This window comes from Apibacter sp. B2912 (genome assembly GCF_009827835.1).
Taxonomy (GTDB): Bacteria; Bacteroidota; Bacteroidia; order Flavobacteriales; family Weeksellaceae; genus Apibacter.
Genome location: NZ_WINV01000005.1, coordinates 21586 through 35073, shown reverse-complemented (window position 1 = coordinate 35073; position 13488 = coordinate 21586). Strand labels below are relative to the sequence as shown.

The window sequence follows — 13488 nt, the reverse complement described above, 5'->3', positions numbered from 1 at the left end:
ATCAACATATTTTAAATGATAAAAATCATAAAAAAATAAAATACAAACAAAAGGGATAAAATGTCTGTTTTATATCGGTATTGGATAAAAATATACTAAGTTCTCTTTAAATTTTATCTTAATTTATTTGAGAATAAATTAAACATAACTTGATAATGTGTTTAAATGATATAACAAATTTTTATATAATATTTTATTAGTATAAATTTGCTTTTTTCTTTATAACAAAAACTATGAAAATTTGCTTATTATTTGTTATTGCATTAGTATATATTTATTCCTATTCCCAAGAAATCTCTATTAAAGGAGCAATTGAATTTGGTGAAAATATATTTGAAAACAAATTGGAAGTATATTTAATTAAGCAAGATTCTATTATCATTACTTCAGAGTTAGATAATCATAAAAACTTTATTTTTAAAAATTTACACGAAGGTTTATACGAGTTAAAAATTAAAGAAGATAGTGAAGAATTATATTCCAACCCATTAATAATAAAAGAAAATACAGATTTAGGAATAATTAATCTGTCTACCGGTATAAAATTACAGCAGATAGTTGTTACAGGAAATAAAAAATTAATAGAACGAAAAATAGATCGAACTATATTTAATGTTGAAAATTCAGCTGCAACCTTAGGAGGAGATGGTTTGGATGTATTGAAATTAACCCCGGGAATACAAGTTAAAAATGATCAAATATCCATGGTCGGTAAAAGTAGCTTGAAAGTATTAGTTAATGATAAGATCATTCCACTATCTGATGATGATTTAATTAATTATTTAAAATCCATTTCATCTGATAATATTAAGAAAATTGAAGTGATCACCGCACCTTCCGCGAAATACGATGCTGAAGGAAATTCGGGATTAATAAATATTGTTTTAAAAACAAGTAAAAAGAATAATTGGAACAGTTATATTGGTGGGACTTATAAACAGGCTAAATATGCGTTATTTAATGAAAATTTAGGATTTATATTTAATTATAAAAAACTTACATTCAATACTGCTATAGATTTTTATAATGGTAAAAATTTTTCACAATTGATCAATAAATATAGTGAATTTACTGATAGAAATATCAATAATTATATTAATAGTAATTTTAAGCTAAAAAAATACTTTAATGGAAACCTTGATTTGGATTATCAAATAATAGAGAAATTAAATTTAGGTGTTCACTTATTGTATAAGAAAACAGAAGGTTCTTTAAATCTGTATAATAAACAATATCAATATAATTTATTAAATCCAGATATTCTGACGAATAGTGTGTCAAAAGAAAACGAAGAAAGAGAAAACTTTTATTCGAATTTTTACACACACTATAAATTGGATAGTCTGGGAAGTAAGATTAAATTTAATTTGAATTATTTTAAAAATACGAGAAAAGAAAATGCAATTTTAAATTCAAAAGATTATATAGATTTTGATTCGTATTTACCTACAAACGATTTTGCCTCTCTGGATACAAATAATCAAAAAATTTCAAATTATTCCGGAAATTTAGATGTAGAGCAAAAATTAAAAAATTTGGGAATAGATTATGGAATTAAAATATCGCATAGTAAAATAACTAATAATATAGGCTATAGTGAAAATAAAGAAGGAAAAAATGATTTTCAAGAAAAATACAAAGATCTTTTGGAATATAAAGAAAACATTCAAGCAATTTATTTTTCAGGGAAAAGAAAAATTTTGGATAAATGGGAAATACAAATCGGTTTACGATTGGAAAGTTTTCAAAGCAAAATTAATTCCATAGTATCAAAAGAAGAATACAAGTCTAATTCAATTGAATTATTTCCGAGTTTTTATTTATCATATGTGTTAAATGAAAAAAATACTTTTACATTTGCCTATACAAGACGTATAAATAGACCTTGGTATAGGGCATTAAATCCCTTTGTTCTTCATATAAACAAAAATACTACACAAGCAGGTAATCCATATCTACATTCTTCAAATTCAGATAATTTAGAATTAAATTTTACCTGGGACAATAAGTGGACCAGTGGAATCTATTTTTATAAAGCGGAAAATGTGATAAACATGGTAAATTATTTAAAAGAGGACGAAACTAATTTTGTGCATTATAAATTTGAAAACAGTGTCAACGAGTATTCCGTAGGTCTAAATCAAAATTATGTATTCAATACATTTAAATTTTGGGAAAGTACTTTTACAATAAATTTATTTTATAAAGAAAATAAATCTAAAATTGAAGGTTTTAATTCAAATAATACTATAAGTTCAAGCTTAGAGACAAATAATAATTTATTTCTAAATAGAAATAAAACTGCATATTTTACCATAGTATATCAATATAATTTTCCTCAGTATGATGGGACGGATAAATTGAAATCCTTTTCAAATTTTGGAGCAGGATTGAAATGTCTGTTTCTTGATAAAAAATTAGTGCTTTCCTTATATGCCAATGATATTTTTAAAACATTTAAATATAAAGTATATAGTGTATACAATCAAAATAAGAATAAAATTACTGATTATGAATTTTCACAAAATCTACGGTTTTCGATAAAATATAATTTTGGGAATAATTTAATAAAATCAAAGTCTATCAAAATAGGTAATGAGGAAGAACAAATCAGAGCTAAATAGACAATAAAAATACTTGCAAGTAATCGTATCGGTACGATTAATTACCGAATATTAATGTTTAATAATTAAATATAATTAAAAAATGAAAAATTCAAAATTAAAATCAGCTTTAGTAACTATGAATTCCAAAAAAAATAGTTCTGTTAAAGAATTAACTGTGGAAGAGATTAAAGTAATTAAAGGAGGAAGTAGTGAACGTGTTATTTGCCTCTATAATTGCGGTGTAAATTAAATTTAAATGAGGTGCTATTTATTAGCCCTCATTTTTAGCATTAAATAATAAAATATATATGTATAAATTATCTAAATATTTAATAGATGTTGATTTAGAAAATGGAGAAATACTTCTTTATTCAACCAAAACTGGTAAATTAATTTGCCTTAGTGAGGAAATATATAAACTAATAGTCAATAAGAAATATAATAAAATTAATGATAAAATTCTATATAAATTATTCTATTTTCAAATTATTATATCAGAAGATGAAAATGAACAAGAATTAATAATCAATGATCTATTGAATTTATCATCTATAAAAAATAAGTTCTTGAATTTAACTATCCAACCTACGGCAAATTGTCAATTAGGGTGTAACTATTGCGGTCAAATTCATGAAAAACTGAATATGTCAGAATCTTTGGTTACAGAGGTATATAACTATATAAAATATAAGTTAGAGTTAGGTAATTATAAAAATTTAAATATTACCTGGTATGGTGGTGAGCCACTTTTGGGTTTTAGTTCAATAAAAATTTTAAGTGAAAAGTTAATTCTACTTTGTAGTAAAATAAATGTTGATTATTCAGCAATGATGATTACTAATGGATTAGGATTGAAAGAAAATATATTTTCTGATTTAGTACATTTTAATATATTAAAATACCAAATAACATTAGATGGTGATAAAATTTCACATGATAATAGTAGATTTACGAAAAAGAAAGGAAGAACATTTGATGCTATATTGTCAAATATTGTGAAAGCTGTTGCTAATCCTATATATGATGAAAAGAAATGTAAGATATTTATAAGATGTAATGTTCATAAAGATAATTACAAATCTATTGACAATTTAATTGATCATTTATATGAATTAGGAATTTCAAAAAAAATATCGATGAATTTTGCTCCGGTACATGACTGGGGGAAAAATTATGCAAAAGAGAATGTAGGACTTGCTCCGGAATATTTTGGAGAGTTAGAAATAGAATGGCTACTTAAAATGAAAGAATATGGATTTAGGCACTCTAAATCTCTTCTACCAGAAAAAAAATACAGTACTTGTATGGTAACAAATTTAGATTCAGAATTAATTGATGCTAAAGGCAGATTGTCCTATTGTTGGGAAATACCTTATACACCTGAATTTGATTATGAAAACAGTGAGATGTTTCATGGTCATATTCTCAAAAGGGAATATAAGGATAGAAATAATTTACCTTTAGGTAATTGGTATGAAAGTATAAATCAAGTAGAATATAAAACGACTTGTAAGAATTGCAAATTTTTACCGGTGTGTTTGGGAGATTGTCCTATAAATTGGTATAAAGGTTTCGCTTCTTGTCCTTCCTTTAAGTACAATATAAAAGATTTAATGGTTCTTGAATATATTAATAATAAAGAAATGTTAAATGGAGAAAGATATTTGTCAAATTAATGAAGAATTAAATTCATTTTTAATTAATACGTATAGAAGAAAAAAATTTAATCGTGATCATATTTTTTATGAAGTTTTAGAAATCTTAAAAAATGAATTTAAAGATTCTACAAGATTAAAAATAATTTTCATATTTAGTGAAATTGAAAAGTGCGTTTCATTATTAAAAAATAAATCGGAATTTTCAAACGTACAAATAATCAAAGCAGATAAATTATATAATGATCTCAATGAATCTTTAAAAAAATATATGGGAATAAGTTATCACCCTATGAAAGCGCTTGAATATTACAATTTGAAAAATTTTACAGAAGCTATAGAACAAATAGATCTATTTTTTAAAAAATCAAATGAAGTTTTATTAAAAAATAAGAATGTATTTATCTATGCTAATGCGGAACAATATTTAAATTTATTTAGTATTTATGTTGAAAATAATAATGAAAAAGAAGTTATTCAAAGGGGATTCGAGCTTATGCAGTTTTGTTATTATAACGTCTTACCTTTAAATAATAGAATTAAATTTGTTTCATTTGATTATGAATCGATTGACATTGAAGAGGTTAAATATTGGAGAATATATATTACTAATTCCATTTTTAGAAAGCTTATTGTAACAAACAAAAAGAATATTATAAAAGAAATTATTAATAAAATTTCGAAGACATTTCATAGTAATAATAACATTGATAACTACTTTAAAAATGCTATTCAATGTATGTATTATTTTTACAGAAAAGAATACGATAAATCAATACTATACTTTAGAGAAAGTATAAAGTTTTATGATCAATATTGTGAAATTTTATTATATCTAAATTTAAAAAATATAAAAAAGTTGATATTTAATTCTAAGAATAGCGAAAAAAATGAAGAAGAATTACAAACATTTAGTAAATTATATAATGATTTAATTGAAACAAGATTAAAACATTTTTTTACTGCAGAACAAATTATTTCATTATAAATTGCCTAATAAATGAATTTCATTCCCCAAAAAGACCAGATGGATTGTGGGCCGGCTTCTTTAGGTATGGTAAGTAGTTATTATGGAAAAAATTACCCTATAGAATACTTACGAGAAAACTCTTTTTTAACCAAAGAGGGAGTTTCTATGTTGGGAATAACCGAAGCTGCTCATACAATTGGATTTGAAACTTTCCCTGCAAGACTTACTTTGGAAAAATTAAAGGAAAATAAAGATTCTTTACCGGTTATTCTCTATTGGAACCAAAATCATTTTGTAGTTCTTATTAAAATAACTAAAAATTTTCTGACCAATACCATTCGATATAAAATAGCCGATCCCGCACATGGGATCATTACATTACAAGAAGAACAAGTAAAAAAATCATGGTTGTCAGGAGAAGATATGGGGGGAGTTGCCTTATTTCTTCAACCTACGGAAAAATTTTATGAACTAATTCCTCCCGAACAGTCCCGATTAACAGTAAAATATTTGTTTAAATATCTTACTCCCTTTAAAAAACAGCTCGTTTTTTTGTTTTTTATGTTATTACTAGGCAGCGGTATAACCCTTATATTTCCGTTCTTAGCCCAAAACCTAATAGATAAAGGGGTTAATGTTCAAAATTTAAATATGGTTTCCATCATACTTTTAGCACAACTGGCCTTATTTTTTGGTTCCATTACTATTGAAATCATTCGTAATTGGCTTATGCTCTATGTTGGAACTCAAATAAGTATAACCATTATTTCGGATTTTTTGAAAAAAATGTTAAAACTTCCTATTAAATTTTTTGATACTAAAATGATGGGAGACTTTACTCAACGAATACAGGATAATGAACGAATCGAGAATTTCTTAACCTCACAAAGTTTATTAACTTTTTTTTCAATAATTACTTTTTCCGTTTTTTTTGGGGTATTATGGTATTACAATTTCACTATACTTTGGGTTTATTTACTCATGACTTTTTTTTCTGTAGGCTGGTCGTTTTTCTGGTTCAAAAAACGCAAAATTTTGGATTATTATAGGTTTCAGGAACGGAGTAACAGTCAGGAATCTATTTATGAAATTCTAAATGGAGTAACCGAGATGAAACTCAATCAATTTGATGAATATAAAAGAAAAAAATGGGAAAATATTCAACAAAAGTTATTTAAATTGAATATTAGAATTTTAAAAGTAGATCAGATACAACTTTCCGGTTTTGAGTTTATCAATCAGCTTAAGAACATTATAGTTACTTTCTTAGCAGCAATTTTAGTGATTAAAGGGAATATCAGTTTAGGGACCATGTTAAGTATTTCTTATATTATAGGACAGATGAATGCTCCCGTTAATCAATTAGTTAATTTTTTTCGTTCTCTACAAGATGCTCGTTTAAGTTTGGAACGGTTAAATGAAGTACAAAATCATCCTGAAGAAGAGCAAGAAGAGTATAATAAATTTTCGACTACAAATATTAATATAAATGTATTAAAAAGAGGATTTGAATTAAAATCTTTGTCTTTTCAATATGAAGGTCCTCACTCACCATACATCTTACAAAATTTGAATGTACTTATTCCGGAAGGAAAAATAACTGCAATAGTAGGAGCTAGCGGAAGTGGCAAAACAACATTGATGAAAATTCTTTTAAAGTTTTATAATCCTACTAGTGGGAAAATATTTTTAAACGAACAAGATTTAGTGCAATTATCCCCGGGAAGTTTGAGAGAAAAATGTGGAGTAGTAATGCAAGAAGGTTTTATTTTTTCAGATACCATTGAAAGAAATATAATTACGAAAGACGAAATAATTGACATAAATAAATTCGAACAAGCAACAAGAATAGCTAATATCGATGGTTTTATAAGCAGTTTTCCATTAAAATATAATACAAAAATTGGTGCTTCAGGTGTTGAACTTTCAGGTGGGCAAAAACAAAGAATTCTTATAGCGAGGGCTGTTTATAAAAATCCTGAATACTTATTTTTTGATGAAGCTACTTCTGCTTTAGATTCTGAAAATGAAAGGATTATTCATGCCAATTTACAAGAATTTTTTAAAGGTAAAACCGTGATAATAATAGCCCATCGATTATCAACAGTTAAAAATGCAGATCAGATAGTAGTTTTAAAAAACGGTCAAATAGTAGAAACAGGAAATCATAGCCAATTAGTAAAATTAAGGTCAAATTACTATAATTTGGTTAAAAATCAATTGGAATTGGGCACATAATCCTAAATTAATTCAATCCTTCCAAAAACTCAATTACCGAAGAAAAACTAATTTCTTCAATAATTTTAAAAAAATCAATTTCTTCCTGATGAGGTAAAAAATCAGAGATAATACGCAGGATAAAATCCTGTGGCCTTTTTAAATACATAAAAGTATAGTCTTCCATATTAATCAATGTTCCGATCGGAATATTGGAAGTCGTAACAAACTTATCGGAGGTAAGGGAACTTAGTTTAGGAAAATGTGTATGAGACGAAGAAAGTATTATTTTTCCGTTTTCAAATATTTCTCCTGAATATCCATATAACGAAGAAGCCACCACTTCAACTAAACTTCCTTTTTGTAGTTCTTTAGGCATCGTTTTCTCAATTCCGGTTATAGCTGTAAATCCTACTAAAACATCTAAATCAGACTTTGGTTTAGTAATCATGGATTTAGCAATTTTTTCACGACCTATTCCGGTTATAATAACCTCATAAGAATGTTTTAATTTAGAAAAAACTTTTAAAGCATCTAAAATTTTTTGATTTTCTTCCCTCATAGGGGTGAATAAATTAATTCTCATGTTTTTATTCCTGATTTAAATAATTGAAATATTCACGTAAAATTTGTGAATTAGGATGATTAACAGTATTAATTTCCAATAATTTAGGTTTTTCCGAGCAAAGAAAAAAAGAATCTAACTGTTTTAACAGTTCTTCTTGATTATGAGCTTGAATATATTCAAAATTATATTCTTGAGCCATTAGTCGAGCAGTACGATTATGTCGGGTAACAAAATATTCCTCTAAAGAATTGGAAGAATCGGGACCGGGAATAATTTTAAAAATATCGCCACCACCATTATTTACAAGTATAATCCTAAATGTATTAGGGATATATTTATTCCATAGAGCATTAGAATCATAAAAAAAACCAATATCACCGGTAATCAAAAGAGTAGGGTGAGTATCTGCAACAGCGAAACCAACGGCCGTTGAAGTTGCCCCGTCAATGCCGCTGGCACCTCGATTGCAAAATATCTTATTTTTAGAGTTAAAATTGAATAACTGAGCATATCTGATCATAGAACTGTTAGAAATTTGCAGATTATATGAATCAGGTATTTTTTCATCCAAAGTATTTATAACTCGTAAATCGGAAAATGGTAAGTTTTTAATAAAATCATTATGCCTAAGTTGTCGCTCATCTTTAAGTTGTTTCCATAGTAAAGAATACGAAGAAGCAACGGGAGGAACTTTCACTAATTCTTTTAAAAAAATGACCGGATTTTCTTCAATTTTTTCAGTTAAAGAAAAATAAGTATCAGGATGCCAATATTCATCTAAATGCCAATGGGCCTTCAACTTAGATTTTCGTAAAAAATCTTTAATTTTTTTTGAAACTATATTTTGACCAATGGTAAGAAGTAATTCCGGTTTATAATCATCCAGCGCTTCTTCACCAAAAGGAAACATATAGCGGTCAATATTGGGATAAAATTTTGAAGAATTTAGATTTGAAGTAACTTCAGTAAGAATAATCGTATCTTCCCTCTCAGCTAATTTTTCGAGTAATTTATTTAATTCCGAATTGGGTTGTTGCATCCCAACAAGAATCATTTTTTTAGAAAAGTTGTTCCAAGTAGAAAACAAGGGTTTGTATTTATCTGAATTGTAATTTTTTTCAGGAAGAGTTAGTTTTTCAAATGAAATTTCAATTTGATCTGTTTGCTCATATAAAGGTTCTGAAAAGGGAATATTGATATGAATCGGTCCTGATTTTAAAACACAAGTATTCAAAGCTTTTTTTAAATCTAGAAAATTTTGTGTAATTGATTCTTCACTTTCTGATTCAGACAATTGATAAGATCCATAAATATGATTGCTATACATATTTTTTTGTCTTATAGTCTGGCCGTCAAAAATATCTACATAATTTTCCGGTCGATCAGCAGTAAGTACGACTATAGGTATATTTTGGTAAAAAGCTTCTATAATTGCCGGATAATAATTAGCGGATGCTGTGCCGCTGGTGCAACAGATGGCCACCGGTTTTTTCTTTGATTGAGCCATTCCTAACGCAAAAAATGCTGCTGATCGCTCATCCACTATGCTGTAACAAGTATATTCTTGATGATTAGTAAAATGTATGGTTAAAGGTGCATTTCTAGATCCCGGAGATAATATGATATCCGTAATTCCATATCGATATAAAACTTCTCCAATTAGTTGAACTGATAATTTATTACTATACATAGTTTTTTAAGTTAAAAAAAGAAAGAGATTAAAAAAATTTAATCTCTTGTTTATCGTGCTTTAATCCATATTTTTTAATAAGTAAGCATTCCACCGTTGACATTGAGTACATGGCCGGTTACATAGCTTGATAAATCACTGGCAAGATATAAACATGCATTAGCAATATCTTCAGGGGTTCCTCCTCTTTTCAAAGGAATATTATTTCTCCATTCTTGAATGGTTTTTTCATCCAAAGCTTCAGTCATTTCAGTTTCAATAAATCCGGGAGCAACTACATTGCATCGAATATTTCTTGATCCTAATTCCAATGCTATGGATTTAGAAAATCCAATAATTCCTGCTTTAGAAGCAGCATAATTTGCTTGACCTGCATTACCTTTTACTCCAACTACAGAACTCATATTGATAATCGAACCCTTTTTTTGCTTCATCATCGGTTTTATGATTGCTTTGGTAAGATTGAATACCGAATCCAAATTGATGCGAATTACTTCATCCCAATCCTCTTTACTCATTCTTAATATAAGGTTATCTTTAGTGATACCTGCATTATTAACCACAATGTCAATTTGCCCGAATTCTTTTATAACATCATCGGCAAGTTTCTGAGCAGAATCAAAATCTGAAGCGTCTGATTGAAATCCTTTTATTTTAGTTAAAGAACCTAATTCTTTTTCCAGCTCTTCTGCTTTAGCTACTGAAGATGCATAAGTAAAAGCTATATTTGCTCCGTTTTGAGCAAATACTTCAGCAATTCCTTTTCCAATACCTCGGGTTGCTCCGGTAATAATCGCGGTTTTTCCTTCAAGCAATTTCATATAGTAATCTTATTTTTTTTCAAATATAATACTTTTGTCATAATCAAGATAATTTTTCATTATTCTCTACTGTCTTTTAATAGTGGAAAATACAACCACGATATTTTTTTCGTAAATTCTCGGGCAGTAAAGTTTAAAAAGTAAAAAAGATACACAAGATTTATAACAATAATTGTTCCTTATTATTTTAAAAAATAAGTAAGATTTTTAGCTTGTGTATTCTTTATAAAAAACAACTAAAGTGCAAATTTTTGCTCTACAAAACTTTTAATAAGAAGTACACTTTTATCAATCCCTAAAACGGATGAATTGATGCAAAGATGATAAGAACTGGCATGCCCCCAACTTTTCTTATTAAAAAAGTTATAATACTCTTTTCTCTTTTTATCTATTTTTACGTTTAATTCTTCTGCTTCTTTTAAAGAAATATTTTTTCTTTGAGATGTTCTCCGAATTCGATCTTCTTTATTAGCTGTAATAAATATGTCTATCCGTCTCTCATATTCACGCAAAATATAATCGGAGCAACGACCCACAAAAAGAGCAGAACCTTTAAGGGCTTCTTCTTTAATTATTTTACTTTGTATTTCAAATAAATTTTCGTTTCCTAAATAGTTTTTAGATAATTGCATACCAAAAAAATTATCAAAAAAACTATAACAATTTTTTTCATCCGCTTGCTCAAAAATATCAGCATTTAAACCGCTCTCAATAGAAGCTAGATTAATAATCTCTTTGTCATAATATGAAATGTCCAATAAATCAGCCAATTTTCTCCCGATTTGTCTGCCACCGCTTCCTAACTGTCGACCAATGGTAATAAAATATTTATCTTTCATAACGTACTTATATTAGTTTTCAGGATTATATCTATTAAATTCTTTGTATTGCTTATAAAGCATAATGGCAGCCAAAATAGTAGCAAAAAAATCAGCTAAAGGCATACTCAACCATATTCCTGCAATGCCGAAAAATTTAGGTAGAATTAGTAAAAAAGGAATTAAAAATAGTATTTGACGAGTGAGAGATAAAATTATAGCTTTTTGAGCCATTCCGATACTTTGGAAAAAGGTAGAAGTAACAATTTGAAAACCTACAATCGGATAACAAATAAATACCATGCGCAATCCTAAGGATGCAATATCAATTAACTCTTTATCGGTTGTAAAAATAGAAGCAACCGCATGAGGCACAGATTCAACCACAAGGAAGCCGGTACACATGACCAGAGTAGCTCCTAAAATTGTTTTTTTCAAAACCTGTGTTACTCTGGGATAAAGTTTTGCTCCGAAATTATAACCGGCTATAGGTTGCATACCTTGATTTAATCCCAATACTATGGTTACAAATAAAAACGCAATCCTATTTACAATTCCGTAAGCACCTACGGCAAGATCTCCACCATATTTTAAAAGTCCCTGGTTAATAATTATAACAATCACCGAGGCAGCTGCGTTCATTAAAAACGGCGACATACCAATAGATAGAGAATCTTTAACGATATATTTGTTTAATTTAAAAATTCCTTTCTGTATATGGATAAAATTATTTTTGTCGCAAAAGAGATAAATCTGCCAAATTAATACTGAAGTTTGAGAAATTACCGTAGCAATGGCGCTCCCACGAATACCCCAATTAAAAACGAAAATGAATAAAGGATTTAAAACTAAATTTATAAGTACGGTAAATATGGTCGCATACATGGACTGTCTTGGTTTTCCGGAAGAACGTAACATGGAGTTTAATCCAAGATACATATGAGTGATTACATTACCTGAAAGTATAATAACCATAAAATCATGAGCATAAGGAAGGGTTTTTTCACTCGCACCGAAAAAATATAATATCGGATCTAAAAACAATAAGGAAATAATGGTAAACGAAATACCAATAAATAAGTTCATGATGAACACATTTCCTAAAATGCTGTTGGCTGTGGTATAATCTTTTTGTCCTAAACGAACGGAAAGTAAGGTGGCAGCACCCGCACCAACTAACGAGCCAAAAGCTGCAGCGAGGTTCATAAGCGGAAAAGTAATGGCTAATCCGGAAATAGCTAAAGGTCCTACACCATGTCCTATAAAAATGCTGTCCGTAATATTATAGAGAGAGGATGCGATCATGGCTATAATAGCAGGAATAGCATATTGTTTTAAAAGTTTTCCAATATTTTCAGTACCTAATTCAATAGGTGTACCTGTTACTTTCATATTTTATTTATCTTAATTAAGAATATTTTAAATCTAAAATGAAGTAAAAAAGCATACAATATAAAGGTAGTAAAATTAATAGTATACTATTTAAAATGTAAATATAGAATATTTCGACAGGTAAACAAAATAGCAGCTAATTAGCTGCTATTTACATGTATTCAATTTATTACTTACTTATTAATGCTTACTCTTATTACTCTTCGTGTATAAAGCTTTCTCCTTTTTCTCCGTATTTTTTCGCTCGATCTTTTAAATACTCAGCCTCATTTTTACCAACATCCACTATATTGCTAAAATTTTTTTTGGTTTTGGATGTAAATTTACTTATCTCATCAGAAACTTGATCTAGAAATCCATCTTCTTGCATTTTTCTGGCAACATAACCTAGAGCAGCACCCAAGATTGTACCCAATAATACTTTTTTCATAACATATTATAATTTAATAAGGTTTTTTTGTTCTAAATAATGATATTATCCATAGAAGGACCACAGAACCAATTACAGACATTAGTAACATTCCTAATTTACCTCCACTGGAAAAGCCCAACAAACTATAGATCCAACCCCCCAATATACTTCCTACTAATCCAACAAGCAAATTAACTAACATTCCAAATCCACTGCCTCGCATAATTCTACCTGCAATAAAACCGGCTATAATTCCAATAATTATAGACCATAAAATACCCATTCCTTCCATTTATAAAATTTTTTAGAGTTTACTATTATTTCAATTTCGAAGGAAGT

General features: G+C 28.0%; 12 protein-coding genes. 5 read left to right on the top strand and 7 right to left on the bottom strand.

Annotated features, from left to right (window positions below):
- Positions 1-233 precede the first annotated feature (233 nt).
- The 5 genes from GFV01_RS08495 (at position 234) to GFV01_RS08475 (ending at position 7469) form a co-directional block, all read left to right on the top strand.
- Entirely contained in the window at positions 234-2624 is a 2391-nt protein-coding gene (locus GFV01_RS08495; RefSeq protein ID WP_160566486.1) for an outer membrane beta-barrel family protein, read from the top strand.
- Between the two features lie 82 nt (positions 2625-2706).
- A complete protein-coding gene (locus GFV01_RS08490) occupies positions 2707-2856 on the top strand; it encodes a hypothetical protein (RefSeq protein WP_160566483.1) in 150 nt (49 codons plus the stop codon).
- A 58-nt stretch (positions 2857-2914) separates the two neighbouring features.
- The gene (locus GFV01_RS08485; RefSeq protein WP_160566480.1) at positions 2915-4282 is read left to right on the top strand and encodes a radical SAM/SPASM domain-containing protein; all 1368 of its coding nucleotides are present in this window, start codon (positions 2915-2917) and stop codon (positions 4280-4282) included.
- Positions 4257-5249: a hypothetical protein gene (locus GFV01_RS08480; RefSeq protein WP_160566477.1), complete on the top strand. Its 993-nt coding sequence runs from the start codon at positions 4257-4259 to the stop codon at positions 5247-5249. The genes GFV01_RS08485 and GFV01_RS08480 overlap by 26 nt, the downstream gene beginning before the upstream one ends.
- A gap of 12 nt (positions 5250-5261) precedes the next feature.
- Positions 5262-7469 carry a peptidase domain-containing ABC transporter gene (locus GFV01_RS08475; RefSeq protein ID WP_160566474.1) on the top strand — a complete coding sequence of 736 codons (2208 nt, stop codon included), beginning with the start codon at positions 5262-5264 and terminating at the stop codon, positions 7467-7469.
- A gap of 7 nt (positions 7470-7476) precedes the next feature.
- On the opposite strand, the gene GFV01_RS08470 is transcribed toward GFV01_RS08475, so the two are convergent.
- From GFV01_RS08470 to GFV01_RS08440, 7 genes are all read right to left on the bottom strand, one after another.
- Positions 7477-8034 carry a hypothetical protein gene (locus tag GFV01_RS08470; RefSeq protein ID WP_255448970.1) on the bottom strand — a complete coding sequence of 186 codons (558 nt, stop codon included), beginning with the start codon at positions 8032-8034 and terminating at the stop codon, positions 7477-7479.
- 4 nt (positions 8035-8038) lie between these two features.
- Positions 8039-9706, bottom strand: coding sequence for a 2-succinyl-5-enolpyruvyl-6-hydroxy-3-cyclohexene-1-carboxylic-acid synthase (gene menD / locus GFV01_RS08465; protein ID WP_160566471.1), 1668 nt, complete (start codon positions 9704-9706; stop codon positions 8039-8041).
- A gap of 74 nt (positions 9707-9780) precedes the next feature.
- Positions 9781-10527, bottom strand: a complete 747-nt coding sequence (gene fabG, locus GFV01_RS08460) for a 3-oxoacyl-[acyl-carrier-protein] reductase (RefSeq protein ID WP_160557330.1) — start codon at positions 10525-10527, stop codon at positions 9781-9783.
- 236 nt (positions 10528-10763) lie between these two features.
- A complete protein-coding gene (locus tag GFV01_RS08455; RefSeq protein ID WP_160542611.1) occupies positions 10764-11366 on the bottom strand; it encodes an AAA family ATPase in 603 nt (200 codons plus the stop codon).
- 12 nt (positions 11367-11378) lie between these two features.
- Complete coding sequence (locus GFV01_RS08450) at positions 11379-12737, bottom strand: MATE family efflux transporter (protein WP_160542610.1); 1359 nt, start codon at positions 12735-12737, stop codon at positions 11379-11381.
- A 196-nt stretch (positions 12738-12933) separates the two neighbouring features.
- The gene (locus GFV01_RS08445) at positions 12934-13167 is read right to left on the bottom strand and encodes a hypothetical protein (protein WP_105297212.1); all 234 of its coding nucleotides are present in this window, start codon (positions 13165-13167) and stop codon (positions 12934-12936) included.
- Positions 13168-13180: 13 nt separating this feature from the next.
- Positions 13181-13441 carry a GlsB/YeaQ/YmgE family stress response membrane protein gene (locus GFV01_RS08440; protein ID WP_220234011.1) on the bottom strand — a complete coding sequence of 87 codons (261 nt, stop codon included), beginning with the start codon at positions 13439-13441 and terminating at the stop codon, positions 13181-13183.
- Between the last annotated feature and the right edge of the window lie 47 nt (positions 13442-13488).

What these genes read in the sequence shown, in the direction of transcription:
- GFV01_RS08450 (WP_160542610.1), bottom strand. Translation starts at nt 12,737, where the DNA reads ATGAAAGTAACAGGTACACCTATTGAATTAGGTACTGAAAATATTGGA.
- GFV01_RS08485 (WP_160566480.1), top strand. Translation starts at nt 2,915, where the DNA reads ATGTATAAATTATCTAAATATTTAATAGATGTTGATTTAGAAAATGGA.
- GFV01_RS08490 (WP_160566483.1), top strand. Translation starts at nt 2,707, where the DNA reads ATGAAAAATTCAAAATTAAAATCAGCTTTAGTAACTATGAATTCCAAA.
- GFV01_RS08455 (WP_160542611.1), bottom strand. Translation starts at nt 11,366, where the DNA reads ATGAAAGATAAATATTTTATTACCATTGGTCGACAGTTAGGAAGCGGT.
- GFV01_RS08475 (WP_160566474.1), top strand. Translation starts at nt 5,262, where the DNA reads ATGAATTTCATTCCCCAAAAAGACCAGATGGATTGTGGGCCGGCTTCT.
- GFV01_RS08470 (WP_255448970.1), bottom strand. Translation starts at nt 8,034, where the DNA reads ATGAGAATTAATTTATTCACCCCTATGAGGGAAGAAAATCAAAAAATT.
- GFV01_RS08440 (WP_220234011.1), bottom strand. Translation starts at nt 13,441, where the DNA reads ATGGAAGGAATGGGTATTTTATGGTCTATAATTATTGGAATTATAGCC.
- GFV01_RS08445 (WP_105297212.1), bottom strand. Translation starts at nt 13,167, where the DNA reads ATGAAAAAAGTATTATTGGGTACAATCTTGGGTGCTGCTCTAGGTTAT.
- GFV01_RS08480 (WP_160566477.1), top strand. Translation starts at nt 4,257, where the DNA reads ATGGAGAAAGATATTTGTCAAATTAATGAAGAATTAAATTCATTTTTA.
- fabG (WP_160557330.1), bottom strand. Translation starts at nt 10,527, where the DNA reads ATGAAATTGCTTGAAGGAAAAACCGCGATTATTACCGGAGCAACCCGA.
- GFV01_RS08495 (WP_160566486.1), top strand. Translation starts at nt 234, where the DNA reads ATGAAAATTTGCTTATTATTTGTTATTGCATTAGTATATATTTATTCC.
- menD (WP_160566471.1), bottom strand. Translation starts at nt 9,706, where the DNA reads ATGTATAGTAATAAATTATCAGTTCAACTAATTGGAGAAGTTTTATAT.